General features: G+C 71.3%; 22 protein-coding genes. 10 read left to right on the top strand and 12 right to left on the bottom strand.

Annotated features, from left to right (window positions below):
• Nucleotides 1-202: 202 nt before the first annotated feature.
• Nucleotides 203-1,153 (bottom strand): HAD family phosphatase, encoded by a 951-nt coding sequence (locus ACIODU_RS22520; RefSeq protein ID WP_161312900.1) that lies wholly within the window; start codon nucleotides 1,151-1,153, stop codon nucleotides 203-205.
• Nucleotides 1,154-1,303: 150 nt separating this feature from the next.
• Here ACIODU_RS22520 and ACIODU_RS22515 point away from each other — a divergent pair, with 150 nt between their 5' ends.
• The 6 genes from ACIODU_RS22515 to hemB all read left to right on the top strand — a co-directional run bounded on the left by ACIODU_RS22515 (nucleotide 1,304) and on the right by hemB (nucleotide 7,825).
• Nucleotides 1,304-1,594 carry a glutaredoxin family protein gene (locus ACIODU_RS22515; RefSeq protein WP_401769635.1) on the top strand — a complete coding sequence of 97 codons (291 nt, stop codon included), beginning with the start codon at nucleotides 1,304-1,306 and terminating at the stop codon, nucleotides 1,592-1,594.
• Between the two features lie 294 nt (nucleotides 1,595-1,888).
• Nucleotides 1,889-2,704, top strand: coding sequence for a redox-sensing transcriptional repressor Rex (locus tag ACIODU_RS22510; RefSeq protein ID WP_401769634.1), 816 nt, complete (start codon nucleotides 1,889-1,891; stop codon nucleotides 2,702-2,704).
• Entirely contained in the window at nucleotides 2,701-4,056 is a 1,356-nt protein-coding gene (locus ACIODU_RS22505; protein WP_356432241.1) for a glutamyl-tRNA reductase, read from the top strand. Before ACIODU_RS22510 ends, ACIODU_RS22505 begins: the two co-directional genes overlap by 4 nt.
• The gene (hemC, locus tag ACIODU_RS22500) at nucleotides 4,053-5,063 is read left to right on the top strand and encodes a hydroxymethylbilane synthase (RefSeq protein WP_401769633.1); all 1,011 of its coding nucleotides are present in this window, start codon (nucleotides 4,053-4,055) and stop codon (nucleotides 5,061-5,063) included. The genes ACIODU_RS22505 and hemC overlap by 4 nt, the downstream gene beginning before the upstream one ends.
• On the top strand, nucleotides 5,060-6,718 hold the full coding sequence (locus tag ACIODU_RS22495; protein ID WP_356432242.1) for a bifunctional uroporphyrinogen-III C-methyltransferase/uroporphyrinogen-III synthase: 1,659 nt from the start codon (nucleotides 5,060-5,062) through the stop codon (nucleotides 6,716-6,718). The genes hemC and ACIODU_RS22495 overlap by 4 nt, the downstream gene beginning before the upstream one ends.
• Before the next feature lie 105 nt (nucleotides 6,719-6,823).
• Nucleotides 6,824-7,825 carry a porphobilinogen synthase gene (hemB, locus tag ACIODU_RS22490; RefSeq protein WP_401769632.1) on the top strand — a complete coding sequence of 334 codons (1,002 nt, stop codon included), beginning with the start codon at nucleotides 6,824-6,826 and terminating at the stop codon, nucleotides 7,823-7,825.
• A gap of 104 nt (nucleotides 7,826-7,929) precedes the next feature.
• On the opposite strand, the gene ACIODU_RS22485 is transcribed toward hemB, so the two are convergent.
• From ACIODU_RS22485 to ACIODU_RS22470, 4 genes are all read right to left on the bottom strand, one after another.
• Nucleotides 7,930-8,754 (bottom strand): ABC transporter permease, encoded by an 825-nt coding sequence (locus ACIODU_RS22485; protein WP_401769631.1) that lies wholly within the window; start codon nucleotides 8,752-8,754, stop codon nucleotides 7,930-7,932.
• Complete coding sequence (locus tag ACIODU_RS22480) at nucleotides 8,751-9,767, bottom strand: ATP-binding cassette domain-containing protein (RefSeq protein ID WP_401769630.1); 1,017 nt, start codon at nucleotides 9,765-9,767, stop codon at nucleotides 8,751-8,753. Before ACIODU_RS22480 ends, ACIODU_RS22485 begins: the two co-directional genes overlap by 4 nt.
• A gap of 78 nt (nucleotides 9,768-9,845) precedes the next feature.
• Nucleotides 9,846-10,691, bottom strand: coding sequence for a DUF4097 family beta strand repeat-containing protein (locus tag ACIODU_RS22475; protein WP_356432249.1), 846 nt, complete (start codon nucleotides 10,689-10,691; stop codon nucleotides 9,846-9,848).
• A gap of 90 nt (nucleotides 10,692-10,781) precedes the next feature.
• Nucleotides 10,782-11,300 carry a hypothetical protein gene (locus ACIODU_RS22470; protein ID WP_356432251.1) on the bottom strand — a complete coding sequence of 173 codons (519 nt, stop codon included), beginning with the start codon at nucleotides 11,298-11,300 and terminating at the stop codon, nucleotides 10,782-10,784.
• A 372-nt stretch (nucleotides 11,301-11,672) separates the two neighbouring features.
• On the opposite strand from ACIODU_RS22470, the gene ACIODU_RS22465 reads away from it, so the two are divergent.
• Nucleotides 11,673-12,410 (top strand): DUF4328 domain-containing protein, encoded by a 738-nt coding sequence (locus ACIODU_RS22465; RefSeq protein WP_401769629.1) that lies wholly within the window; start codon nucleotides 11,673-11,675, stop codon nucleotides 12,408-12,410.
• An 82-nt stretch (nucleotides 12,411-12,492) separates the two neighbouring features.
• On the opposite strand, the gene argS is transcribed toward ACIODU_RS22465, so the two are convergent.
• Nucleotides 12,493-14,250: an arginine--tRNA ligase gene (argS, locus tag ACIODU_RS22460; protein WP_401769628.1), complete on the bottom strand. Its 1,758-nt coding sequence runs from the start codon at nucleotides 14,248-14,250 to the stop codon at nucleotides 12,493-12,495.
• Between the two features lie 136 nt (nucleotides 14,251-14,386).
• Between argS and lysS the strand changes: the two genes are divergently transcribed.
• Nucleotides 14,387-16,192 (top strand): lysine--tRNA ligase, encoded by a 1,806-nt coding sequence (gene lysS / locus ACIODU_RS22455; protein WP_401769627.1) that lies wholly within the window; start codon nucleotides 14,387-14,389, stop codon nucleotides 16,190-16,192.
• 74 nt (nucleotides 16,193-16,266) lie between these two features.
• Here the strand turns inward: lysS and ACIODU_RS22450 are convergent, their stop codons facing one another.
• The 3 genes from ACIODU_RS22450 to ACIODU_RS22440 form a co-directional block, all read right to left on the bottom strand.
• Complete coding sequence (locus ACIODU_RS22450; protein WP_401769626.1) at nucleotides 16,267-17,805, bottom strand: DUF2637 domain-containing protein; 1,539 nt, start codon at nucleotides 17,803-17,805, stop codon at nucleotides 16,267-16,269.
• A gap of 279 nt (nucleotides 17,806-18,084) precedes the next feature.
• Nucleotides 18,085-18,858: a DUF3558 domain-containing protein gene (locus ACIODU_RS22445; RefSeq protein ID WP_356432259.1), complete on the bottom strand. Its 774-nt coding sequence runs from the start codon at nucleotides 18,856-18,858 to the stop codon at nucleotides 18,085-18,087.
• A gap of 193 nt (nucleotides 18,859-19,051) precedes the next feature.
• A complete protein-coding gene (locus ACIODU_RS22440; protein ID WP_401769625.1) occupies nucleotides 19,052-19,975 on the bottom strand; it encodes a DUF3558 domain-containing protein in 924 nt (307 codons plus the stop codon).
• A 316-nt stretch (nucleotides 19,976-20,291) separates the two neighbouring features.
• On the opposite strand from ACIODU_RS22440, the gene ACIODU_RS22435 reads away from it, so the two are divergent.
• Nucleotides 20,292-21,485, top strand: a complete 1,194-nt coding sequence (locus ACIODU_RS22435) for an RtcB family protein (RefSeq protein ID WP_401769646.1) — start codon at nucleotides 20,292-20,294, stop codon at nucleotides 21,483-21,485.
• A 52-nt stretch (nucleotides 21,486-21,537) separates the two neighbouring features.
• On the opposite strand, the gene ACIODU_RS22430 is transcribed toward ACIODU_RS22435, so the two are convergent.
• Nucleotides 21,538-22,314 carry an SDR family NAD(P)-dependent oxidoreductase gene (locus ACIODU_RS22430; protein ID WP_356432262.1) on the bottom strand — a complete coding sequence of 259 codons (777 nt, stop codon included), beginning with the start codon at nucleotides 22,312-22,314 and terminating at the stop codon, nucleotides 21,538-21,540.
• Nucleotides 22,315-22,492: 178 nt separating this feature from the next.
• Between ACIODU_RS22430 and ACIODU_RS22425 the strand changes: the two genes are divergently transcribed.
• Nucleotides 22,493-23,020 carry a hypothetical protein gene (locus tag ACIODU_RS22425; protein ID WP_401769624.1) on the top strand — a complete coding sequence of 176 codons (528 nt, stop codon included), beginning with the start codon at nucleotides 22,493-22,495 and terminating at the stop codon, nucleotides 23,018-23,020.
• Between the two features lie 46 nt (nucleotides 23,021-23,066).
• Here the strand turns inward: ACIODU_RS22425 and ACIODU_RS22420 are convergent, their stop codons facing one another.
• Together ACIODU_RS22420 and ACIODU_RS22415 are read right to left on the bottom strand one after the other, a co-directional pair.
• Nucleotides 23,067-23,804 carry a Mut7-C RNAse domain-containing protein gene (locus ACIODU_RS22420; RefSeq protein ID WP_401769623.1) on the bottom strand — a complete coding sequence of 246 codons (738 nt, stop codon included), beginning with the start codon at nucleotides 23,802-23,804 and terminating at the stop codon, nucleotides 23,067-23,069.
• A 153-nt stretch (nucleotides 23,805-23,957) separates the two neighbouring features.
• Entirely contained in the window at nucleotides 23,958-24,494 is a 537-nt protein-coding gene (locus ACIODU_RS22415) for a GNAT family N-acetyltransferase (RefSeq protein WP_401769622.1), read from the bottom strand.
• Between the last annotated feature and the right edge of the window lie 57 nt (nucleotides 24,495-24,551).

Raw genomic sequence — 24,551 nt, 5'->3', positions numbered from 1 at the left:
GATCAGATTTGGTCAAGATCTGTGTGTTGCGGTGATGGGTTGTGGCGGAGTGTCGTCACGGCGACTACGGGGAGAGACGCGCGGGTAGAACGCCGGGATCGCGAAACACCCCGGGCGGGGCGCCCGGGGTGTGGCGGTGGACTTGTGGCCGTGGTGTTGTGGCGGTGCGGTCGCGATCGCGGTCGCTGACGCGCGGGGAGTGTCAGCGGCGGCGGCGGTGCAGGGCGACGGCGGCGGCCGTGCCGCCCGCGAGGGCGCCCACTCCGGCGGCCGCCGGGATGCCGACCTTGGCCGCCTTGCGGCCGGTCCGGTAGTCGCGCAGCCGCCAGTCCAGCCGGCGCGCGTGCTTGCGGAGCTTGGCGTCGGGGTTGATCGCGTACGGATGCCCCACCAGCGAGAGCATCGGGATGTCGTTGTGCGAGTCGCTGTACGCGGCGCAGCGGTCCAGGTCGAAGCCCTCGGCGGTGGCCAGGGCGCGGACGGCCTCGGCCTTGGCGGGGCCGTGCAGGGGTTCGCCGACGAGCTTGCCGGTGTAGACGCCGTCCACGGATTCGGCGACGGTGCCGAGGGCGCCGGTCAGGCCGAGCCTGCGGGCGATGATCGTGGCCGTCTCGACGGGCGCGGCGGTGACCAGCCAGACCTGCTGGCCCGCGTCGAGGTGGGCCTGGGCGAGGGCGCGGGTGCCGGGCCAGATGCGGTCGGCCATGTACTCGTCGTAGATCTCCTCGCCGATGGACATCAGCTCGGAGACGCGGTGGCCCTTGACGATGGACAACGCGCTGTCGCGGGCGTCCTGCATGTGCTCGGGGTCCTCGACGCCGGCCAGCCGGAACCACGTCTGCTGCCAGGCGAACCGGGCGAGTTCGCGGCGCTGGAAGAACTTGCGCTTGTACAGGCCCCGGCCGAAGTGGAAGATCGCGGCGCCCTGCATCACGGTGTTGTCGAGATCGAAGAAGGCGGCGGCGCGGGCGTCCCCGAAGACGGGGAAGTCGGGCACGCGCGTGTCGCCGCCGGCGGGCGCGGCGCCCGCGGCGAGCGCGTCCTGCGATTCCTGCGTGGACTTCAGTCCTGCCTCGGCTGCGGCCTCGCCCGCCAGCACACTCCGGGCTGTCGCGGAGCGCCTACGGGGAGTGAGCCATCCCAGTGCGGCCATGTCGTGAGCATAGCCAGTCTGTTCGGTGCTTCCCCACGAGCCGGGATGCCGGGGGGTGAACTCTCCACGACCGGTCTGTTAATCAGGCAACCAGGGGGCGCCTGTGGACGTCCGGCGCCGGACGGCGCGGCGCGGGCGGAGAATGGCCGCATGAGTCCATTGATACGGAATCCGTTGTCGCGGCGCGGGAAGAGGAAGGCGGGGGAGCGGATGGTCACGCTCGTGTCGAAGCCGGGGTGTCATCTGTGCGACGACGCCCGCGCGGTGATCGAGAAGGTGTGCGCGGAGACGGGGGCGTCGTGGGAGGAGAAGGACATCACTCAGGACGAGGCGCTGCACCGCGCGTACTGGGAGCAGATTCCGGTGGTTCTGGTGGACGGGGAGCAGCACACGTTCTGGCGGGTGGACGAGGGCCGGCTCCGTCGCGAACTGGGGAGCTGAGCGGAAAGCCGGTTACCATCATGGGCGCTTCGCCGGGCATTTCATCGGTGGAAGCGGTCTCGGGGGCGTATTTCGTGAGGAGTGTGTGCGGTTTTGCCCCCTTCATGTGTGCATCAGGCTGAAGAGGCCGACGGTCCCGGGATCGCGGGATCGAGGTGCGTGACCCCGGTCACTTTGCTCGGACAAAACGGACACCATCTTTGTGCACGCGTTCACAAAGACATAGCCTGCATTCGACGGGGCGGTCCTGGGACATACGGCCGCCTACAGCCTCGCTCATCCCGCAGGAGCACCGTGGCAACTGGCCGAACTCACCGACCGGCGACCCGTAGCCGAGGAATCCCCGAGGCCACCGTCGCCCGGCTTCCCCTGTATCTGCGCGCACTGACCGCTCTGTCCGAGCGGTCCGTACCCACTGTCTCGTCCGAGGAACTGGCGACCGCGGCCGGGGTCAACTCCGCGAAGCTGCGCAAGGACTTCTCCTACCTCGGTTCGTACGGGACCCGGGGGGTGGGCTACGACGTCGAATACCTCGTCTACCAGATCTCCCGTGAGCTGGGCCTGACGCAGGACTGGCCGGTCGTGATCGTCGGAATCGGTAACCTCGGCGCCGCGCTCGCCAACTACGGCGGATTCGCGTCCCGCGGGTTCCGGGTCGCCGCGCTGATAGACGCCGACCCGGAGATGGCCGGCAAGCCGGTCGCCGGGATGCCCGTCCAGCACACGGACGAGCTGGAGAAGATCATCAGCGACAACGGTGTCTCGATCGGGGTCATCGCGACCCCCGCGGGCGCCGCCCAGCAGGTCTGCGAGCGGCTCGTCGCCGCCGGGGTGACCTCGATCCTCAACTTCGCGCCGACGGTGCTGTCCGTCCCCGACGGGGTGGACGTCCGCAAGGTCGACCTCTCCATCGAGCTCCAGATCCTCGCCTTCCACGAGCAGCGCAAGGCCGGCGAGGAGGCCGCGGCCGAGGCCGCCCTGCCGCCCGGCGAGCGCGCGCACCCCGCGGACGCCGCCGCCGTCGCGGCCGCCCCGCGCGACAGCGCCCCGCCGCACACCGCGACCCGGAAGGGGCCCGAAGGGGACGTACCGGCGGTGATGCCGGCATGAGCCTCCTGGTCGTCGGACTGAGCCACCGCAGCGCCCCGGTGAGTGTGCTGGAGCACGCCTCGCTCTCCACGGACGCGCAGATCAAGCTGTTGCAGGACTCGCTCGCCGCCGAGCCCGCCACCGAGGCGGCCGTCCTCGCCACCTGCAACCGCATCGAGCTGTACGCCGACGTCGACAAGTTCCACGCCGGGGTCGCCGAGCTGTCCACGCTCCTCGCGCAGCACAGCGGTGTCGGCCTCGACGAGCTGACCCCTTACCTCTACGTGCACTACGAGGACCGGGCCGTCCACCACCTCTTCTCGGTGGCCTGCGGCCTGGACTCCATGGTCGTCGGCGAGGGACAGATCCTCGGGCAGATCAAGGACGCGCTGGCGCTGGGGCAGGAGCTCCACACCGCGGGCCGGCTGCTCAACGACCTGTTCCAGCAGGCCCTGCGGGTCGGCAAGCGCGCTCACAGCGAGACCGGGATCGACCGGGCGGGGCAGTCCCTCGTCACCTTCGGGCTCGAACAGCTCGCCGCGGGCCGGGCCGTCGAGGCCTGGGCCAAGGACAAGCGGGCCCTGGTGATCGGCGCCGGCTCGATGTCCTCGCTCGCCGCCGCCACCCTCGCGCGGGCCGGCGTCGAGGAGATCGTCATCGCCAACCGCACCGCGCCGCGCGCCGAGCGGCTCGCCGAGATCCTCACCGAGCCCGGCGGTACGGGCGTGCGGGCGCGGGCCGTGACCATGGGCGCCGTCGCCGGTGAACTGACACGTGCCGACATCGTCGTGTCCTGTACGGGGGCGACCGGCCTGGTCCTCGCCGCCGACACCGTCGAGGCCGCCCTGACCGGCCGTACCGCACCGCTGGCCCTGCTCGACCTCGCCATGCCCCGGGACATCGACGCCGGGGCGCACCGCCTCGGCGGCATCCGGTTCGTGGACATCGAGTCGCTCGCCGAGGCCTCCGCCGACGCGCCCATGGCGGCGGACGTCGAGCTGGTGCGCACGATCGTCTCCGACGAGGTGGCCGCCTTCGGCGCCGCCCAGCGGGCCGCGCACATCACGCCGACCGTGGTCGCCCTGCGCGCCATGGCCGCAGACGTGGTCAGCACCGAAGTCGCCCGCCTCGAAGGCAGGCTCCCCGACCTGGACGAGAAGCAGCGCGCCGAGATCACGCGTACGGTGCGCCGTGTCGTCGACAAACTCCTGCACGCGCCCACCGTGCGGGTCAAGCAGCTGGCGAGCGAGCCCGGCGGCGCCGGATACGCGGACGCGCTGCGTGAACTCTTCGACCTCGACCCGCAGACGGTCGCCGCCGTCAGCCGGGCCGACCTGAACGACACCGACGGTGTAGGCAGAGGGCGAGTATGACCGAGAAGGCACTGAGGCCCGAGCGGCCTCCGCGGCCCGACAGGCCCCCGGGGCCCGGACGGCCGCTGAGGCTGGGTACCCGACGCAGCAGGCTCGCCCTGGCCCAGTCCGGGCAAGTGGCCGAAGCCGTGCGCGCGCTGACCGGGCGACCGGTGGAGCTCGTGGAGATCACCACGTACGGCGACACCTCCCGCGAGCACCTCGCGCAGATCGGCGGTACGGGCGTCTTCGCCACCGCGCTGCGCGACGCGCTGCTGCGCGGCGAGGTCGACTTCGCCGTGCACTCCCTCAAGGACCTGCCGACCGCGCAGCCCGACGACCTCACGCTGGCCGCCGTGCCGGTCCGGGAGGATCCGAGGGACGTGCTGGTGGCGCGGGACGGGCTGCGGCTCGGCCAACTGCCCGCGGGCGCCCGGGTCGGTACGGGGTCGCCGCGCCGGGCGGCGCAGCTCAACGCGTACGCGCGCGGCCACGGTCTGTCCCTCAGGACCGTGCCGATCCGCGGGAACATCGACACCCGCCTCGAACACGTCCGCAGCGGGGAGTTCGACGCCGTCGTGCTCGCCGCCGCGGGGCTCCACCGGATCGGCAGGATCGGTGAGGTGACCGAGTTCCTGTCGGTCGACACCGTTCTGCCCGCCCCCGGCCAGGGGGCCCTGGCAGTAGAGTGCGCCGCGGTCAACGTGGACCTCGCCGCCGTGCTCGCCGGGCTCGACGATCCGCACACGCGGATCGCCGTGACCGCCGAGCGATCCCTGCTCGCCGCCCTGGAGGCCGGTTGCAGCGCACCTGTGGGTGCCCTGGCCGACCTGCTGGCCGAGGAGCAGGTTGTCAACGAAATGCGCCTGCGCGGCGTCGTCGGCACGACCGACGGCTCGACGCTGGTGCAGCTGTCCACCACCGGTCCCGTACCCACGTCGCACGGGGACGCCATCGCGCTCGGTCGCGAACTCGCGTCCGACATGCTTGCCAAGGGTGCGGCCGGTCTTATGGGGGAGCGACTTTGAGCCCCACCACCTATGACCTAACGGCCTACTCCGCATCGGGGCACGTCACCTTCCTCGGTGCCGGACCCGGAGATCCGGGTCTGCTGACACTTCGCGCCGTCGAGGCGCTCGCGGGGGCGGATGTTCTGATCGCCGAGCCTGATGTGCTCGAAGTCGTACGCGGCCATGCCAGGGCGGGGGTGAGCACACCGGCACTGACGGTCGTCGACGAGGCGTCAACAGCCGCCGGGATCCCCGCTATCCGGGACGCTGCCAATCTTGTCATGGAGGCCGCGCGCGGCGGCAAGCGGGTCGTCCGTGCGGTGACCGGTGACCCGGGCCTGGACGGAGGCGCGGGCACGGAGATGCTGGCGTGCGCCGCCGCCGGCATCTCCTTCGAGGTCGTGCCCGGTATCGCGGCCGCGGTCGGCGTGCCGGCCTACGCCGGGGTGCCGTTGCGGGACACGCAGGGCACGGACGTGCGCCTGGTCGACGCCAGGACCGCGAGCGAGCGGTGCTGGACGGAGATCGGCGCGAGCGACGGCACGGTCGTCGTGTCCACCACCCTGGAGACGGTGGGCGCCGCCGCCGGGGAGATGGTCGCGGCCGGCCGCAAGCCGGACACCCCGATGACCGTCACCGTCGCCGGTACGACCACCCGGCAGCGGACGTGGACGGCCACGCTCGGCACGATCGCGCAGACCCTCAAGCAGGCGAAGGTGCTGCCGTCCCCGGACGGGCACCAGTCCGTCATAGCCGTCGTCGGCGAGCGCAGTTCGGCCGCCCAGCGCGACCAGCTCGCGTGGTTCGAGTCGAAGGCCCTGTTCGGCTGGAAGGTCCTCGTCCCGCGCACCAAGGAGCAGTCGGCCTCGCTCTCCGACCAGCTCAGGTCGTACGGCGCGGTCCCGCACGAGGTCCCGACCATCGCGGTCGAACCGCCGCGTACGCCCCAGCAGATGGAGCGCGCGGTCAAGGGCCTGGTCACCGGGCGCTACGAGTGGATCGCCTTCACGTCGGTCAACGCGGTGAAGGCGGTGCGGGAGAAGTTCGAGGAGTACGGGCTCGACGCCCGGGCCTTCGCCGGGATCAAGGTCGCCGCGGTGGGCGACCAGACGGCCGCGTCCCTCATCGAGTTCGGGGTGAAGCCCGACCTCGTGCCGTCCGGCGAGCAGTCCGCCGCGGGACTGCTGGAGGACTGGCCGCCGTACGACCCGGTGTTCGACCCGATCGACCGGGTCTTCCTGCCGCGCGCCGACATCGCCACCGAGACCCTGGTGGCGGGGCTGATCGAGCTGGGCTGGGAGGTCGACGACGTCACGGCGTACCGCACCGTGCGCGCCTCGCCGCCGCCCGCCGAGACCCGTGAGGCGATCAAGGGCGGTGGCTTCGACGCCGTGCTGTTCACGTCCTCGTCCACGGTGCGGAACCTGGTCGGGATCGCGGGCAAGCCGCACAACGTGACGGTGATCGCGTGCATCGGCCCCGCCACGGCGAAGACCGCCGAGGAGCACGGCCTGCGGGTCGACGTCCTGTCCCCCGAGCCGTCGGTGCACAAGCTGGCCGAGGCGCTGGCCGCGTTCGGCACGCAGCGCCGCGAGACGGCGAAGGAGGCCGGCGACCCGGTCACCCGGCCGAGCGAACGGCGTCCCGGCAGCCGCAGGCGGCGTACGACGTAGGTGTGGAAGCGGCGGTCCCGGCTGCCCGGATTTTCGCGGGTGGCCGGGACCGTTCCCGTACCGGACGACATCAGAACTGAACAAGCAAGCAAGAGGCGACTGACGATGACTGTGTACGGATCCTTCCCCGGCGCGCGCCCCCGGCGGCTGCGGGTCAACCCGGTGATGCGGCGGATGGTCGCCGAGACCCGGCTGCATCCGGCGGACCTGATCCTCCCCGCCTTCGTACGGGAGGGGATCAGCGAGCCGGTGGCGCTGGCCTCGATGCCGGGGGTCGTGCAGCACACGCTCGACACCCTGCGGAAGGCGGCGGTGGACGCGGTGTCGGCCGGGGTGCCCGGGTTCATGCTCTACGGCGTCCCCGACGACACGAAGAAGGACGCGGTGGGGTCGGCGGGCACGGACCCGGCCGGGATCCTCCAGATCGCGCTGCGCGCGGTGCGGGCGGAGGTCGGGGACGAGCTGGTCGTCATGTCGGACCTGTGCCTGGACGAGTACACGGACCACGGCCACTGCGGGGTGCTGGACGCGGAGGGCCGGGTCGACAACGACGCGACGCTGGAACGGTACGCGGAGATGGCCCAGGTCCAGGCCGACGCGGGCGCCCATGTGCTGGGCACCAGCGGGATGATGGACGGGCAGGTCGGGGTCGTACGGGACGCGCTGGACACGATCGGCAGGGAGGACGTGTCGATCCTCGCCTACACGGCGAAGTATTCGTCGGCGTTCTACGGCCCGTTCCGGGAGGCGGTCGGCTCCTCGCTGAAGGGCGACCGCAAGACCTACCAGCAGGACCCGGCCAACGCCCGTGAGGCGCTGCGGGAGCTGGCCCTGGACCTGGCGGAGGGCGCCGACATGGTCATGGTCAAGCCGGCCCTGCCCTACCTGGACATCCTGGCGGCGATCGCCGCCGAGGTGGCCGTACCGGTCGCGGCGTACCAGATCTCCGGTGAGTACGCGATGGTCGAGGCGGCGGCCGAGAAGGGCTGGATCAACCGCGACGCGGCGATCCTGGAGACCCTGACGGGCATCAAGCGGGCGGGCGCGTCCATGATCCTCACGTACTGGGCGACGGAGGTCGCGGAGAAGCTGAACGCCGCGCGCTGAGCCGCGTGGTTGCGTGCTTCCCGCGCTCGGCACGCTCGTCACGCCGAAGGGGCGGCGCACTCCGACGGAGTGCGCCGCCCCTTCGGGCGTTCTCAGGGGTGCCGTTACTTCGGGTCGCGGTTGAAGAGGGACGTGGACCAGACGTAGCCGAGGGCGGCCAGGGCCAGGCACCAGACCACCGCCAGCCAGCCGTTGTGGCCGATCCCGGTCCCCAGGAGCAGGCCGCGCAGCGTCTCGATGGCCGGGGTGAAGGGCTGGTACTCGGCGATCGGGCGGAACCAGCCCGGCATCGCGTCGAGCGGTACGAACGCGCTGGAGAGCAGCGGCAGGACCATCAGCGGCATGGCGTTGTTGCTGGCCGCCTCCACGGTGGGGCTGGACAGGCCCATCCCGACCGCGATCCAGGTCAGCGCCAGGGAGACCAGGGCGAGCAGTCCCACCGCCAGAAGCCACTCCACGGCGGTGGCGTCCGTGGACCGGAAGCCGATCGCCACCGCGACGGCCCCGACGCAGATCACACTCACCATGCACTGGATCACACTGCCGACGACGTGCCCGACGAGAATCGAACCGCGGTGGATCGCCATCGTACGGAAGCGGGCGATGATGCCCTCGGTCATGTCCATGGAGACGGACACCGCGCTGCCGATCGTGGTGCCGCCGATGGTCAGCAGCAGGATGCCGGGGACGAGATAGGCGAGGTACGCGGACCGGTCCCCGCCGCCGCCCCCGATGCCGGTGCTCATCACGTCGCCGAAGATGTAGACGAAGAGCAGGAGGAGTACGACCGGGGTGAGCAGCAGGTTCAGCGTCATGGACGGGTAGCGGCGCACGTGCAGGAGGTTGCGGCGCAGCATCGTGGCCGCGTCGCGGACGGCGAGGGCGAGGGAGCCGAGGGAGCGGGCGGGGGCGGGGGCGGCGGTGCTCATCGGGCTGTCTCCTGGGTCCGGTTCGGCCGGCTCGGGTCGGTGGGGGCGGTCAGGGCGAAGAACACGTCGTCCAGGTCGGGTGTGTGTACGGTCAGCTCATCCGCTTCCAGGCCGGCCGCGTCCAGCCGGTCGAGGAGGGATCGGAGCGCGCGCTGGCTGCCGTCGCCGGGGATCCGCAGCGCCAGCGCCTCGTCGTCCCGGGTGGCGTCGCGGCCCAGCGCGGCGGCGGCGGCGCGGTAGGCGGAGGGGTCGGTGAAGCGGAGTCGTACGTGTCCGCCGGGGACGAGCCGCTTCAGCTCGTCGGCGGTTCCCTCGGCGGCGATCCTGCCGTCGTGCAACACGGCGATGCGGTCGGCGAGTTCGTCGGCCTCCTCCAGGTACTGGGTGGTGAGGAAGACGGTGACACCGCCCGTGACCAGCTCGCGGATGACGCCCCACATGGTGTGACGGCTGCGCGGGTCCAGGCCGGTGGTCGGCTCGTCCAGGAAGATGATCCGCGGGTCGCCGACGAGCGTCATGGCGATGTCGAGGCGGCGCTTCATGCCGCCGGAGTAGGTCGAGGCGGGCTTCTTCGCGGCGTCGGTGAGGTCGAACCGGTCGAGGAGTGCGGCGGTGACCCGCCGCCCCTCGCGCGGGGGCAGGTGGTGCAGGTCCGCCATGAGGAGCATGTTCTCCTCGCCGGTGATCAGCCCGTCGACGGCGGAGAACTGCCCGGTGACGCCGATCGCGGCGCGCACCTGGTGGGGCGAGGTGGCGATGTCGTGGCCCGCGACCTGGCCCTGGCCGCCGTCGGCGGCGATGAGCGTGGACAGGATCTTCACGGCGGTGGTCTTGCCGGCCCCGTTCGGCCCGAGCAGGGCGAAGACGGACCCGGCGGGGATGCGGAGATCGATGCCGTCGAGGACGGTCTTGTCGCCGTACGACTTGCGCAGACCGATCGCGGAGATGGCGGCGGGCGACGGGCGACCGCCACCGTCGTTCATTCTGGGCGTGGGCATGACAGAAGAAGGCATGGGACCCTCCGTGAGAAGGCGTGAGTGGTGGGGTGGGGAGAGTGGTTGGGCCGGCCGGGGGTGGTCGTGAGGCCCGGGTCAGGCCCTGGCGCGGCGGATGTCGACGTTGCCGTACCGGGTGCGGGCGCGGATCTTGACCGATTCCTCGCTCTCCTCCGGGGCCTCCGACGGGGTGAGGGTGTTGCGTACCTGGCCCGAGGTGGAGCTGACGTCGAGCCAGGCCGCCGTACCCTCGCGGACGCCGACCTCGATGGCGCCGTACGAGGTCTCCAACTGGACGGTTCCGCGCACCACTTCGGCGACGCGCAGGGTGCCGTGTGCGGTGGTGGCGGTGACCGAGTCCTCGGCGCGCTCGACCATGATGTCGCCGTTGGAACCGCTCACGCGCAGGTCCCCGGTCGCGGTGCCGACGGTGGTGGTGCCGTGCGAGTTCTTCAGGACGGCGGGGCCGTCGACCGTACCGACGCGCACGCTGCCGGAACTGGTGGTGATCTCCGCCAGGCCCTCGACCCGCTCGACGGTGATCGAGCCGTGGGAGGCGGTCAGGTGGAGCGGGCCGGTGGTCTCCAGGCGGACGTCACCGGACGAGGTCTTCACCCGCACGTCACCGAGCCGGCCCTCGCCGAGCACCTGGGCCCAGGAGCCGGCCATATCGATGTTCGAGTCCGTGGGGAGTTCGACCGTCACGTCGACGGTGCCGGTGCGTCCGAGGGGGTAGCGCTGCTTGGGCGTCCGGACGGTCAGCACACCGCTCGTGTACGTGACCTCGGTCTGCTCGGCGGCCCGTACGTCCTGGTCCTTCTTCGGGTCGCGGGGGGCCACCGCCACCAGGGTGTCGGCGCGGTCGGCGGCGGTGAACTGGATGGATCCGGCGTCGACGCGGGCGTTGACGGAGATGGGCAGGGGCGTGTCGAAAGAAGGCATGGCTGTCTCGTCCTCTTGGGTCGTGGGTGCGTCCCCGCTGGTGGGACGTGGTGGGGGTGAAGTGGTGTCAGGGGGCGGGGCCGGGTGCGGTCAGCGCACCCAGCCCGTGATGCTCTGTCCGATGGACTGGGTCTTCTGGGTCGTACGGGGACGGCTGCCGCCGTCGACCGCGGCCGACACGGCCCGTACCAGCCAGGCGTTGACCGACAGGCCCTCGCGGTTGGCGGCCTCCTCGGCGCGGGCCTTGAGGGGCGCGGGCAGGCGGAGGTTGACGCGGGCTGTGCCGCCCTCGTCGCCGTCGGCGGGCGCGTGCGCCTTGAGCGGCTCGGCGGAGGCGGCCGGCTCGGCGGGGGTACCCCCGTCGGCGGGCGGCCGGGTCACGACGAAGTCGGGGTCGACCCCGCGCAGCCGTACGTCGACCGAGCCGGGGGCGAGTTCGCGGGTGATCTCGTCCGTCGCGGCGGAGAGCACGTTGAGCATGGTCAGCCGGGCCGCCGACTCCAGCGGAGCGGTGAGCCGGTCGGCCAGCTCGCGGGCTTCGTCGCCACCGGCTTCGGCGGCCACCGCGAGTTCGCGGCGGAGGGAGTCGACATACGGGGTGAGGTCCATGACGCCATCATGGCATCAGAGTGGCGCCATGTGCAAGCCGTTGTGGCGCATCTTTGGGTGGGGGTGCGGTCCTGCCTCGCTGAACTGCGGAAATGCGATGGCGCCACCTTGATTCAAGGTGGCGCCATGTGGTGCCGCATGGCACCGCATTGGCGCCGGGTGGTGCCGCGTGACGCCACGCGGACGCTAGGAAGTGAGTGCCGCTTCCGAGACCGCCGCCGGGGCGTCCCGCTGGATCGAGTGGCCGGCGCCCTGCGCGACGGCCCACCGGAAGCCCGCCTAATGATCTCCGTGGACAGTCGGTCGCCGCCCCGCGTATGTTCCAGCGGTGCCGCCGATCGGCGGTCTCTTTTCTGTGGGGGGTCCACTGCCATGTCCATGAGTCCCGTGCTGCCCAGACCCGGCCCGTTGCGTTCGCCCGTCGGTCTCTCCCACGTGGTGATCCTGATGCTCGGAGTCGCCATCACGGCCGATGTTTTCTCGCTGGTGGTCGGCTTCAACCTCCATGCGGCGTGGAGTGACGTGCTGGCGCCCGGATATGACGGATCGTCGGGCGATTCGTACGAGCGCGTCGAGACCCTCTACGGTCTGTCCGGCGGAATGCAGGGTCTCTCGCTCCTGGTCTGTGCCGTGCTGTTCATCAGCTGGTTCCACCGGGTTCGCGGCAACGCGCAGACCTTCGCCCCCGACGCGCACAGCAAGTCGAGCGGCTGGGCGGTGTGGGGGTGGCTCGTGCCCGTCGTGAGCCTCTGGTACCCGCGCCGCATCGCCCTGGACATCTGGGCCGCCAGCGGACCCGAACCCCACCTGGGGCTCGCCAAGCCCCCCTCGCGCGCCCTGATCAACGCCTGGTGGACTCTGTGGCTCGCCACCTTGTTCTACGGGAATCTGGCGTCGCGGAGGTACGAGGGGGCGGTGGACGGGGCCGACGTCCAACGGGCGGTCGCGGAGCTGATGGTGTCCGACGTCATCAACATCGCCGCCGCGGTGCTGGCGATCCTGGTGGTACGCCGGCTCACCTCGATGCAGCAGGAGAAGGCGAGGGCGTGGATGAGGCTGTACGGCGATCAGCCGGCGGGCACGCCCGACAGCGCGCTGCCCCGGCCGTGAACAGACGTCCCTGATGTCGCGGCCGGGGGTCGGAGGCGCGGTACGGAGGCGGGGTCCCGGCGGCGGGCGGGCCGCCGGAGCGTCAGAGGCGTTCCGGCGACCGGATCCCCAGCAGCGTCAGACCCTGCTGGAGGGTGCGCGCCGTGAGGTCGCAGAGGAAGAGGCGGTTCTCGACCAGGGCCGGTGACTCCGCCTTGAGGACCGGGCACTGGTCGTAGAACGTCGTGAACAGCGAGGCCAGTTGGTAGAGGTAAGCGGCGAGCTTGTGCGGCTCGTACGCCGTCGCCACCTCGGTCAGCACCTCACCGAACTGGTCAAGGTGCAGTCCCAGCGCCCTTTCCGCCGGGGCGAGTTCGAGTTCCGCGTGAGCGGCGGGGCCGACGTCCCCGGCCTTCCGTACGATCGACTGGATCCGCGCGTACGCGTACTGGATGTACACGGACGTGTCGCCGTGGAGCGAGACCATCTGGTCGAGGTCGAACTTGTAGTCCCGGACGGCCGACGTGGAGAGATCCGCGTACTTCACCGCGCCGATGCCCACCTGCTCGCCCCGCTCGGCGATCTCCTGCTCCGTGAGGTCGCGAGCCTTTTCCCGTACGACCGCCGTCGCCCGCTCGACGGCTTCGTCCAGCAGGTCCTCCAGCCGTACGGTCTCGCCCTCACGGGTCTTGAACGGCTTGCCGTCCTTGCCGAGCACCGTACCGAAGGCGAGCTGGACGGCCTTCGTTCCCTCGCCCAGCCAGCCGGCCCGCCGCGCCGTCTCGAAGACCATCTTGAAGTGCAGCGACTGCCGCGCGTCGACCACGTACAGCAGGGTCGTCGCGTCCAGCCGCGTCACCCGGTCCCGGATCGCGGAGAGGTCCGTGGCCGCGTACCCGTACCCGCCGTTCGACTTCTTGACGATCAGCGGCACCTGGTTGCCGTCCGGGCCCAGCACGTCGTCGAAGAACACGCACAGCGCGCCCTCGGAGCGGACCGCGACCCCGCTCTCCTCCAGGATCCGGCAGGTGTCCTCCAGCATGTCGTTGTAGCCCGACTCGCCCACGACGTCGGGGTCGTGGATCTCCATGTCGAGCTTGTCGAAGACGGAGTAGAAGTAGATCTTCGACTCGTCCACGAACTTCTGCCAGAGCGCGAGCGTCTCCTTGTCACCGGCCTGGAGCGCCACCACCCGGTCCCGCGACCGGGCCTTGAACTCCTCGTCGGAGTCGAAGAGCGCGCGCGAGGCCTTGTAGAGCCGGTTCAGGTTCGACATCGCCGTCTCGCCGTCGATGTCCCCGGCCCGGTGGTCCAGTTCGTGCGGGTGCTCCGTCAAGTACTGGATGAGCATGCCGAACTGGGTGCCCCAGTCGCCGATGTGGTGGCGCCTGACCACCTTCTCGCCGGTGAACTCCAGGATCTCGACCATGGCCGCGCCGATCACGGCCGACCGGAGGTGGCCGACGTGCATCTCCTTGGCCACGTTCGGCTGCGCGTAGTCGATCACCGTCGTGCCGGGGTGGGCCGCGAAGGGCACCCCGAGCCGGTCGTCGGCGGCCCGCGCGGCCAGCGTCTCCGTGATCGCCCGGTCGGTGAGCGTGATGTTCAGGAAACCGGGTCCGGAGACCTCGATCTCCTTGATCACGTCGTTGGCCGCCAGCGCGGCGACGACCTGGCCGGCCAGCTCCCGCGGGTTGCCCTTGAGCTTCTTGGCGAGCGCCAGGATGCCGTTGGCCTGGAAGTCCGCCCGGTCGCTTCGACGCAGCAGCGGATCGGCGGAGCCGGCCTCCGGCAGAGCTGCCGAGAGGGCGTCCGCGATGCGCTGATCGACGGTCGAGGCGAGGGAAGTGACCGGGGCCATGGCGGGGAGCCGTTCCTGTCGGGTACGGGGAGTCGCCCCAAGTATCCCATGGGCCATCAATCGATTTTCGCTCTGTCACCGGGACCTGGGACAATGACGGTCGCCGGTTTTTCTGGGGCGTAGCTGAAAGAAGGACGTGCCGATCGTGGCTCAGAGCACCGAGGCCGACTGGGTCTCCCGTTTCGCGGACGACGTCATCGCCGAGTCGGAGCGGCGTGCGCCTGGGAAACCCGTCGTCGTCGCGTCCGGAATCTCCCCCTCGGGCCCGGTGCACCTGGGCAACCTGCGGGAGGTCATGACCCCGCACCTGGTCGCGGACGAGATCCGCCGCCGCGGGTACGAGGTCAGGCACCTGATCTCCTGGGACGACTACGACCGCTACCGCAAGGTGCCGAACGGCGTCCCCGGCATCGACGCGTCCTGGGCCGAGCACATCGGCAAGCCGCTGACCTCGGTGCCCGCCCCGGCCGGGTCGGCGTACCCGAACTGGGCCGAGCACTTCAAGGCCGCGCTGATCGGGTCCCTGGGCGAGCTGGGCATCGAGTACGACGGGATCAGCCAGACCGAGCAGTACACGGCCGGGACGTACCGCGAGCAGATCCTGCACGCGATGCGGCACCGCGGTGACATCGACGCGATCCTCGGGCGCTACCGGACGAAGGACAAGGACAAGGCGGCGGGGGACGGGGCTGGGGCTGGGTCCGGGTCCGGGGCCGGGCCCGGTGCCGGGGCTTCCAAGGCTCCCGGCAAGCAGCAGCAGAAGAAGCCCGAAGAGGCCGAGCTGGAGGCCGCCGAGGGCTCCGGCGCGGCGGAGGAGGACGACGGCAGCGGCGGGTCCGCCGGCTACTTCCCGTACAAGCCCTACTGCGGCGGCTGCGGCAAGGACCTGACCACCGTCACCGCCTACGACGACGACACGACCGAGCTGACGTACACCTGCACCGCGTGCGGCTTCTCCGAGACGGTCCTGCTGAGCGAGTTCAACCGCGGCAAGCTCGTCTGGAAGGTCGACTGGCCGATGCGCTGGGCGTACGAGGGTGTGATCTTCGAGCCCTCCGGCGTCGACCACTCCTCGCCCGGCTCGTCCTTCGTCGTCGGCGGCCAGATCGTGCGCGAGATCTTCGACGGCGTCCAGCCGATCGGCCCGATGTACGCGTTCGTGGGCATCTCCGGGATGGCGAAGATGTCGTCCAGCAAGGGCGGCGTGCCGACGCCTGCCGACGCCTTGAAGATCATGGAAGCGCCGCTGCTGCGCTGGCTGTACGCGCGCCGCAGGCCCAACCAGTCTTTCAAGATCGCCTTCGACCAGGAGATCCAGCGGCTGTACGACGAGTGGGACGCCCTGGAGCGGAAGGTCGCCGACGGTTCCGTGCTGCCGGCGGACGCCGCCGCGTACGGGCGCGCCACGGGCACGGCGGCCGGTGAGCTGCCGAGGACGCCGAGGCCGCTGCCGTACCGCACCCTCGCCTCCGTCGTGGACATCACGGCGGGAGCCGAGGAGCAGACCGTACGGATCCTCAGCGAGCTGGACCCGGAGCGGCCGCTGACCTCGCTGGACGAGGTACGGCCCCGGCTGGACCGCGCGGAGAACTGGATCACCACACAGGTGCCGGCCGAGGCGCGGACGGTCGTGCGCGACGAGCCCGACAAGGAGCTGCTGGGCTCGCTGGACGAGCAGGCGTCGGAGTCGCTGCGGCTGCTGCTGGACGGCCTCGACAGTCACTGGTCGCTGGACGGGCTGACGACGCTCGTGTACGGCGTGCCGAAGGTGCTCGCGGGGCTGGAGGCGGACGCCAAGCCGACGGCGGAGCTGAAGGTCGCGCAGCGGACGTTCTTCGCGCTGCTGTACCGGCTGCTGGTCGGCCGGGACACCGGGCCCCGGCTGCCCACGCTGCTGCTCGCGGTGGGGGCGGACCGGGTGCGGAGGCTGCTGGGGGCGTGAGGGGGAGCGGGGGTACGTGAAGGGGGCCCCGTCCGGCTGATGCGCCGGGCGGGGCCCCTTTTTGCGCGGTGCTGCTAGGCGATGTGCTCGGCGTCCAGCTCTTCCTGGAAGCGGTACGGGAAGTCGTTCAGGTACTTCTTCAGCGAACCCTCGTTCAGCGGGCCGCCGTTGCGTCCCTGGAGCCCGTAGAGGTCCATCAAGTAGATCGCGAACTGCCGGGCGTTCGGCATCTCGTTGTTCTCCTTGACGTACTTCCGGAAGGCGGCGAAGTACGCCTCCTCGCGGTTCATGCCCTCGGGCAGGCTGGGCGCGGGCTGCTGCTCCTCGCGCTGGTCCTGGACCATGGCGTCGGGGAGGTCGTCCGTCGCCGGGTCCGGTCCGAAGGGGGCGCCGGTGCCCGCCGGCTGGCCGGGGACGCCGCCGAGCGGGCGGCTGCGGCCGGGACCTGACGGGATCATCACCTGCGAGGACTCGGGGACGTCCGCGTAGGTCGGGTTGTACGAGCCCTCGTACGCGCCGTCCGGGACCAGCGGGGCGGCGAACCACGGGCTGACGGGGGCGGCCACCTGCTCGGCCTGCTCGACCTGGCCGACCTGGCCGACCTGTTCGGTCTGCTCGACCACCTGACCGGCCTGGGCGGCCACGGTCTCGGGGTGCTCCTGCGGGCCCTGGGGTTCCTGGGGAAGCTGCGCCTGAGTCTGCTGCTGGAGTTGCTGGAGTTGCTGGAGCTGCTGGAGCTGTTGGAGTTGGTCCTGTAGCTGCGCCTGCATCTGCGCCTGCGCCTGGACTTGGGGCTGACCCTGCGCCGGAAGCTGTGCCTGGGGCGGGAGTTGCGCCTGCGGTCCGGCCTGCGCCGCACCCGCCGTCATCTCGCCCTGCCCCTGCGGGAGTTCCGCGGGCCGGGGCGCGGGCGGCAGCAGCATCGGCTCGATCCCGGCCGCCGCCAGGCCCGCCGGGGCGGTGTCCGCGAGCGGCACCCCGTACTTCGCGAGGCGCAGCGGCATCAGCGACTCGATCGGCGCCTTGCGCTTCCAGCCGCGCCCGAACCGCGCCTGGAGACGCGACTGGTAGATGAGCCGGTCCTGTTCGAGCTTGATGACCTGCTCGTACGAACGCAGCTCCCACAGCTTCATCCGGCGCCACAGCATGAACGTCGGTACGGGGGACAGCAGCCAGCGCGTGAGCCGCACGCCCTCCATGTGCTTGTCGGCCGTGATGTCGGCGATCCGGCCGACGGCGTGCCGCGCGGCCTCGACGGCGACGATGAACAGCAGCGGGATCACCGCGTGCATCCCGACACCCAGCGGGTCGGGCCAGGCCGCCGCGCCGTTGAAGGCGATGGTGGCCGTCGTCAGGATCCAGGCCGCCTGGCGCAGCAGCGGGAAGGGGATACGGATCCACGTCAGGAGCAGGTCCAGCGCGAGCAGGACGCAGATGCCCGCGTCGATGCCGATCGGGAAGACCAGTGAGAACTTCCCGAAGCCCTTCTCCTCGGCGAGTTCGCGCACGGCGGCGTACGACCCCGCGAAACCGATCGCGGCGATGACCACCGCTCCGGCGACCACCACCCCGATGAGTATCCGGTGCGTGCGTGTCAGCTGCATCGCGGCCACCCGCGATCCCCTCCCGAATTCGGCCCCGTGGCTCGACACCCCCGGCGCGTCGATCACACGGACCGCACGGGGACTTCGACCTCTGGCGGGGCACAGCCTGGCACATGTGTGCGGACGGCGTGGCGTGTGGCGTGGAGCCCGGCCGTCCGGTAAGGGCAGGGCTCCGTGGAAATGGGGAGATAACGACGCGGAGCGGCCGCGAAACGATGTCAAACCGTTTTGGGGCGGCGGGACCGGCGGGACGTTCGCGGGACGTTCGTAAGAGAGGGGCGGTGCGTCCTAGGACTTGGCGCTCGACGACGGGGAGGCCTTCTTCGACGCCGTGCCGCTCGCCGGGGCGTCCGGCGAGTCGCCGGACCCGGTGGCGACCTCCGTCACCACGCCCTGGGCCGCCGACACGGCGTCCTTCGTCAGGTCCGCGCTGCTCGGGGACTTGGCGCCCGCGTAGCCCGCGCCGTTGTACGTGAGGGTGACGACGACGTTCTCCGTACGCGCCACGACCGTCACGTACGCGAAGTCCTCGCCGGTCTTCCTGAGCGTGTACGTGACGACGCTCGCCTGGTCGCCGACGTCGGTCGACGGGGTCGCCTTCACGGACTCGGCGCCGTCCGTGGACGTCGCCGCCGCGAGCTCCTTGGTGAACTGCGCGCCCGCGCGCTTCGCGCCGGAGCCGAGGGTCACGTCGGAGTCATACCGTGTCAGGGACACGTCCAGCCAGCGGTACTGCGACCCCTTCACCCCGTTGTCGTCCAGGCCGTTCCAGGAGCAGCTGCTGCGGGTGGAGACGTCGCTCGACTTCCCCGCCGAACCGCCCTTGATCTTCGCCTTCGGCACCAGCGCGTCGACCGTCGCCCGGCTGATCGTGTCGCACGAGTCCGGGAGGCCGCTGTACTTCGCGGGCTCGACCGTGGCGGACGCCTTGGGGGCGGGGGCGCTGGAGGTGGCCGCTTCGCCCTTGTCATCGGAGCCGGACGAGCAGCCGGCGACGACGAGCATCACCGGGACGGCGGCGCAGGCGAGGAGGCGGGGGAGTCGCGAGGCTGATCGGCGCATGGTTCCTTCAGTGTTCCTTGGGTCGGTCAGGGCGGTCGGTGGCGTCGGTGGCGGTCAGTGGCGGTCAGGTGGTCGTACGGTCCTACGGTCGTACGGTCCGATCGGCCACGGTAACCGCCGCGCCGCGTGCGTGGCCCCCGCAACGGGAGGACGTCCGTCACCCGCGAGACCCGCGGACCGGGCGCGGGACCGGCTACTCGTTCATCTCGTCGGCGAGCTTCCGGGCCAGGCCACGTGCCCTTTCCTGGAGTTGCGCGCTGTCGGGGACGTCGGTGGGGTGGGCCGGCTGTTCGGTGTACTGGACGGTCACGATGACGTTCGATGTGCGGAACACCACGCTCACGGTCCGGTTCTGGGCGGCCGATCCGGACCGGGCGACGGCGTCGTCCAGGAAGGCCGCGTCGCCGAGACCGTCCAGGACGCGCGGCTGCAACCCCTCAACGGGCGCGCCGGGTGCGCCGGGTGCGTCGGAGGCCCCCGGCGAGCCGGGGGAGGGCGAGGTGGTGGCCGAGGGGGAGACGGTCTGGGGGGTCGTACCGGAGGCGGTGGAGGCGGTGGAGGCGGTGGAGGCGGTGGAGGTGTCGTCCGGGGAGGTGCCGTCCGTCGAGGAGGTGCCGGGGGACGGGGAGCCGGCGCCGTCGCCGTTGCCCGCGCCGTCGCCGCTGCCCGGGGCGGGCAGCTCCGCCGCCGACTCCTTGCGCGCGTAGACCTCCTGCGCCCGGTCGTCGTCGCTCACGGCGGGGTCGTACGACACCACGCGCTCGACGTCGATGACCAGCTGGTGGGAGGCGTCCGGGGAGTCGGCCTTCCAACTGCATCCGACGCGGCGGTCCGTGTCGTACGTCACGGCGGCCGTGCCCCGGTAGATCTTCTCCTGCTGCTCCTCGGCGAGGCCGGGGGTGGTGGGCAGCAGCTCCTGGAGCGTGGCGAGCGGCACGGATCCGCAGGGCTCCCGGAGCGTGCGGTACTTGCCCGGTGAGGCGACGGGGGTGGGGCCGCCCGGCTTGGGGTCGGTCGGGGAACCGTCGCCGCCTCCGGCGCCGGTACAGCCGGCGGCCACCGCCACGAGGAGCGCCACCAGGCCGGGTACGTACGCCTTTCGCGCGTTTCGCTGCACGGTCCCGGGCTCCGTTCTGTACGAGGTGCTGCACGAGCTGCCGCACGAGGTGCTGTGAAGGGGGTGCTGCTATGGGGTGGGGCGGGTGCCGGGCGGGCGGCCCGCGTGGTTCCCGTACGCACCCCGGGCGGGTCCCCGCACGTGGTCGCGCGCGGGGGGCCGACGGGAGGCCGTACGAAAACAGTTTGCCGCCGCCTGACGGTCGATGGACACAATGTGTATCGCACGCGCCGCCGTCGATGCTGGTCGGGTGGGTCTTTTGACTGCCGCGGTTCCGGTTTTTGCGCTTTCTGACTTTTCGGGGGATCGAGGAATTATGTCGTACGTAGAGGTACCGGGTGAGAACGTCCCGATCCGCATGTGGACGGACCCGGCGTCGGTCGAGGACATCGCGATGCAGCAGCTGCGGAACGTCGCCACGCTGCCGTGGGTGCGGGGCCTGGCCGTGATGCCGGACGTGCACTACGGCAAGGGCGCGACGGTCGGCTCGGTCATCGCGATGCAGGGCGCGGTGTGCCCGGCGGCGGTGGGGGTGGACATCGGCTGCGGCATGTCGGCGGTGAAGACGTCCCTCACGGCGAACGACCTCCCGGGCGACCTCTCCCGCCTCCGCTCCCGCATCGAGCAGGCGATCCCGGTCGGCCGGGGGATGCACGACGAGGCGGTGGACCCGGTCGGGATGGACGGCTTCCCGGCGGCGCGGTGGGACGACTTCTGGGAGCGGTTCGACGGAATCGCGGAGGCGGTCAAGTTCCGTCAGGACCGGGCGACGAAGCAGATGGGAACGCTCGGCGGGGGCAATCACTTTTGGGAACTTTGCCTCAATACGGACAACTCGGTCTGGATCATGCTGCACTCGGGTTCCCGCAACATCGGCAACGAGCTGGCGGACTATCACATCCAGCAGGCCCACAAGCTGCCGCACAACCAGGGGCTGGTCGACCGGGACCTGGCTGTCTTCGTCGCGGACACCCCGCAGATGGCCGCATACCGGAACGACCTCTTCTGGGCGCAGGAGTACGCCAAGTACAACCGGGCGATCATGATGGCGCTCTCGCAGGACGTGATTCGCCGCGAATTCCGGAAGGCGAATGTGACCTTCGGAGAGGTCATTTCCTGCCACCACAACTACGTGTCCGAAGAACGCTACGACGGAATGGACCTTCTGGTGACACGGAAGGGTGCGATCCGCGCCGGAAGCGGCGACTTCGGCATCATTCCCGGGTCGATGGGGACCGGCTCGTACATCGTCAAGGGACTCGGAAACAAGGCGTCGTTCAATTCGGCGTCGCACGGCGCCGGCCGGCGGATGAGCCGGAACGCGGCGAAGCGCCGGTTCACGGCCCGGGATCTGGAGGATCAGACCCGGGGCGTGGAATGCCGTAAGGATGCGGGTGTGGTGGACGAGATTCCGTCCGCGTACAAGCCGATCGAAAAGGTGATCGAGCAGCAGCGGGACCTGGTGGAGGTCGTCGCGAAGTTGAAGCAGGTCATCTGCGTGAAGGGGTGAACCGCCGGGTTGGGCGAGTGGGGCGGGGGCTGTGTGGGGCCCGCCCGTTGGGTCACAGTTCTCGGTGGACCTTTGTGTTGGACGCCTGGGCGCGGGGGCGGACCACCAGGAGGTCGATGTTGACGTGGCTGGGGCGGGTGACCGCCCAGGTGATCGTGTCCGCCACGTCGTCCGCCGTGAGGGGCTCCGCGACTCCCTCGTACACCTTCGCCGCCCTCTCCTCGTCGCCGTGGAAGCGCGTGGTGGCGAAGCCCTCCGTCCTGACCATGCCCGGCGCGATCTCGATGACGCGGACCGGGGTGCCGACGATCTCCAGGCGGAGGGTCTCGGCGAGGACGTGCGCGCCGTGCTTCGCGGCCACGTAGCCCGCGCCGCCCTCGTACGTCGCGTGGCCGGCGGTGGAGGACAGGACGACCACCGTGCCGTCACCGGTCGCGGTGAGCGCGGGCAGGAGCGCCTGGGTCACGTGCAGCGTGCCGATGACGTTCGTCTCGAACATCTGGCGCCACTCGGCGGGGTCCCCGGTGGCCACGGGATCGGCGCCGAGCGCGCCTCCGGCGTTGTTGACGAGTACGTCCACCGAGCCCCGGCCTTCGAGGTCGGCGGCGAAGGCGTCGACGGCGGCGCGGTCGGTGACGTCAAGGGTGTGGGCCGTGGCGCGGTGTCCGGCGGCGGTGATCTCCTCGGCGAGGGCCTCGATCCGGTCCTTGCGGCGTGCCGTGACGACGACGTGGTACCCGGCGGCGGCGAGCTGCCGCGCGGTCGCGGCGCCGATGCCGCTGCTCGCTCCGGTGATGACGGCGGTGCGGGTGGTCTCCGGGGCGGTCATGGCGTAACCCTTCGTGCGTGTGAGCGACAGAGCCCCAGGATAGGCGGGCGGTGAACGCCTCGCGGGGGCGGTGGGCCGCCCCGTGGGGGCGTTCGCGGGCTGCCACGCGGGTGAGAGGGGGGCGCGCCGGGCTGACGGGTGGTCAGGATCGCGGTGTGATGATGATTATGTTCGCGCCATGAGTGTCATGCGTAGGTCGCTCCTGGTCGTGGTGTCCGCCGTCACGGCGCTGGTGATGGGCGCGGGGTCCGGTACGGCGGTGGCTCCCGGCCCCGGTTCCGCTCTCCCTCCGGCATCGGACCCCGCTCCCGCGCCGATCGCCCCCGAGGCCGACCTCGCCCACCACGGGCAGGTGTCGTTGCGGGACGGGCAGCTGCACGTCCGGGTCGGTTCCGAGAACCACGGCCCGTCCGGGCTGCCCGACGCGACCGTACGCCTGGACTTCTCGGTCCCCCTGGCACCCGGCCAGGCGTTGCCCCCCGCCTGCCTGTGGGGCGGGGACAGGACGGTGCTGTGCCGTACGGGCGAACTGCGGGCGGGCGGACGGGCCCGCGGAACCGCGCTCGACCTCGTGGCGCCGGGTGCCCCGGCCGAGGTGGTCGTGGACGTCGACACCGCGTGGAACGGCGGCGCGAGCGACCGTAACCCCGAGAACGACCACCACCGCGTGCTGGCACCGGCGACCGGCGACCCGTACATCTTCTGATCCTGATACCGATACCGATACCGATCCCTGATGTGGGTTCGGCCCGTCACGCCGCCGCGTGGTGTCCGAACTCGCGGACCGCCTCCTCGACGATCGCCGCCAGCCTCGTGTGGTGCGCGCCCCGCCAGTACACGCGTTCGCACGACTCGCACTGGGCGAATACGTCGTACGTACGCTCCGTGCCGCGCTCCAGCTGTTCCCGTACGGCCTCCTTGTCGGCCGGGCCGAGCACGCCGTTGCAGGCGGTGCAGCGCGTCCACGGGGTGAGCGTGGGCGCGAAGCGCTCCAGCACGTCGCGGAGTTGGTCGTCGGGCCGGTCGCTGTAGATGTACGCCCCGGCCCAGAGCTCGCGCCGCCGCAGGAGCCCCCGGTCCCGCGAGAGCATCACCCGGCGCTCGGTGGCCGACAGCGTGGCCAGGGCCGGATCCCCGAGGTCCTCGCTCTCGTACGCCGCGTCGATCCCCAGCAGCCGCAGCCGCCGGGCGAGCGTCCCGAGGTGCACGTCCAGCAGGAAGCGCAGGGGCGCTCCCGGGACCTGTTGCGGCCGGGCCACGCCCCGTACCTCCACGGTCTCGCCCTCGGCGGGGATGTGGGAGAAGGGCACGGGCCGGCCGTCCACCAGCGCGGGGCCCGCCTCGGTGAGCGGGATGCCGAGCGACTCCACGACGTGGCCCAGGGTGGACGAGCCGTCGGTGACGAGGGTCGTGGGGCCCTGGCGCCGGGCGGACGCGACGAAAAGGTGCAGGTCGGGGGCGACGCTGAGCTGGATCTCGGGTCCGTTCACGCCGTCAGGATGTCACCGGGGGAGGTAACGGGCCAGGCAATTGCGGGCGTACGGGTGCGGGGCGTGCGGCTGCCGGGTGTACGGGTGCCGGGTGTAGGGGCGGGTGAGGTGACGGGGGCCGGGTGCCGGGTGCCAGCTGTGACGTTCCGCCGTTCACGTCGGTATGTGCGGCGACTCCAGGTCCAGCCGCCAGTTGTTGCACCGCATGGGGTGTCCCACCGGGTACTCGAAGTCGCACTCCCCCTGGAGGACGAAGCCCGCCCTGCGGCACACCCCGTTCGACGGCGGATTCCCCACGGAGGGGAAGGCGTGCAGGTAACGGTGTTTCTTCGTGGCCCGCGCCGCCTCCACCACGGCCCTGGTCGCGGCGACGGCCAGCCCCCGGCCCTGGAACGCGGGCAGCACCGTCCACCCCGTCTCGTACACCTGCTCGCCCTGCCAGGTCTGCTCCCAGAACCCGATCGTGCCGACGGCCTCCCCCGACGACGGCAGCACGACACGGAACATCCGGCCCCTGTTCGTACGGTCCGCGCTCAGGGCCACGTAGCGCGCGTGCCGCTTGAGAAGCGCCTCCTCGGTCTCCGGGCCGCCGAGGTGGTGCATCAACTCCGGCGCGTTCGCGGCGCGGAGCAGGCCCAGGTCGTCCTCCGACCAGGGCTCGATCCGTACCGCCGGTGCTTCGATGTCCATGTCTCGCACTGTAGGACCTGGGTCTGACAATCGGGCGTCGGTGCTGCTGGGGGCCGG

This window comes from Streptomyces sp. NPDC088261 (genome assembly GCF_044740805.1).
Classification (GTDB): domain Bacteria; phylum Actinomycetota; class Actinomycetes; order Streptomycetales; family Streptomycetaceae; genus Streptomyces.
Note: the sequence above shows the minus strand (reverse complement) of the source record. Positions and strands in the feature narration are given on the sequence as shown.

What these genes read in the sequence shown, in the direction of transcription:
- ACIODU_RS22520 (WP_161312900.1), bottom strand. Translation starts at nt 1,153, where the DNA reads ATGGCCGCACTGGGATGGCTCACTCCCCGTAGGCGCTCCGCGACAGCC.
- ACIODU_RS22515 (WP_401769635.1), top strand. Translation starts at nt 1,304, where the DNA reads ATGAGTCCATTGATACGGAATCCGTTGTCGCGGCGCGGGAAGAGGAAG.
- ACIODU_RS22505 (WP_356432241.1), top strand. Translation starts at nt 2,701, where the DNA reads ATGAGCCTCCTGGTCGTCGGACTGAGCCACCGCAGCGCCCCGGTGAGT.
- hemC (WP_401769633.1), top strand. Translation starts at nt 4,053, where the DNA reads ATGACCGAGAAGGCACTGAGGCCCGAGCGGCCTCCGCGGCCCGACAGG.
- hemB (WP_401769632.1), top strand. Translation starts at nt 6,824, where the DNA reads ATGACTGTGTACGGATCCTTCCCCGGCGCGCGCCCCCGGCGGCTGCGG.
- ACIODU_RS22485 (WP_401769631.1), bottom strand. Translation starts at nt 8,754, where the DNA reads ATGAGCACCGCCGCCCCCGCCCCCGCCCGCTCCCTCGGCTCCCTCGCC.
- ACIODU_RS22480 (WP_401769630.1), bottom strand. Translation starts at nt 9,767, where the DNA reads ATGCCTTCTTCTGTCATGCCCACGCCCAGAATGAACGACGGTGGCGGT.
- ACIODU_RS22475 (WP_356432249.1), bottom strand. Translation starts at nt 10,691, where the DNA reads ATGCCTTCTTTCGACACGCCCCTGCCCATCTCCGTCAACGCCCGCGTC.
- ACIODU_RS22470 (WP_356432251.1), bottom strand. Translation starts at nt 11,300, where the DNA reads ATGGACCTCACCCCGTATGTCGACTCCCTCCGCCGCGAACTCGCGGTG.
- ACIODU_RS22465 (WP_401769629.1), top strand. Translation starts at nt 11,673, where the DNA reads ATGTCCATGAGTCCCGTGCTGCCCAGACCCGGCCCGTTGCGTTCGCCC.
- argS (WP_401769628.1), bottom strand. Translation starts at nt 14,250, where the DNA reads ATGGCCCCGGTCACTTCCCTCGCCTCGACCGTCGATCAGCGCATCGCG.
- ACIODU_RS22445 (WP_356432259.1), bottom strand. Translation starts at nt 18,858, where the DNA reads ATGCGCCGATCAGCCTCGCGACTCCCCCGCCTCCTCGCCTGCGCCGCC.
- ACIODU_RS22435 (WP_401769646.1), top strand. Translation starts at nt 20,292, where the DNA reads ATGTCGTACGTAGAGGTACCGGGTGAGAACGTCCCGATCCGCATGTGG.
- ACIODU_RS22430 (WP_356432262.1), bottom strand. Translation starts at nt 22,314, where the DNA reads ATGACCGCCCCGGAGACCACCCGCACCGCCGTCATCACCGGAGCGAGC.
- ACIODU_RS22425 (WP_401769624.1), top strand. Translation starts at nt 22,493, where the DNA reads ATGAGTGTCATGCGTAGGTCGCTCCTGGTCGTGGTGTCCGCCGTCACG.
- ACIODU_RS22415 (WP_401769622.1), bottom strand. Translation starts at nt 24,494, where the DNA reads ATGGACATCGAAGCACCGGCGGTACGGATCGAGCCCTGGTCGGAGGAC.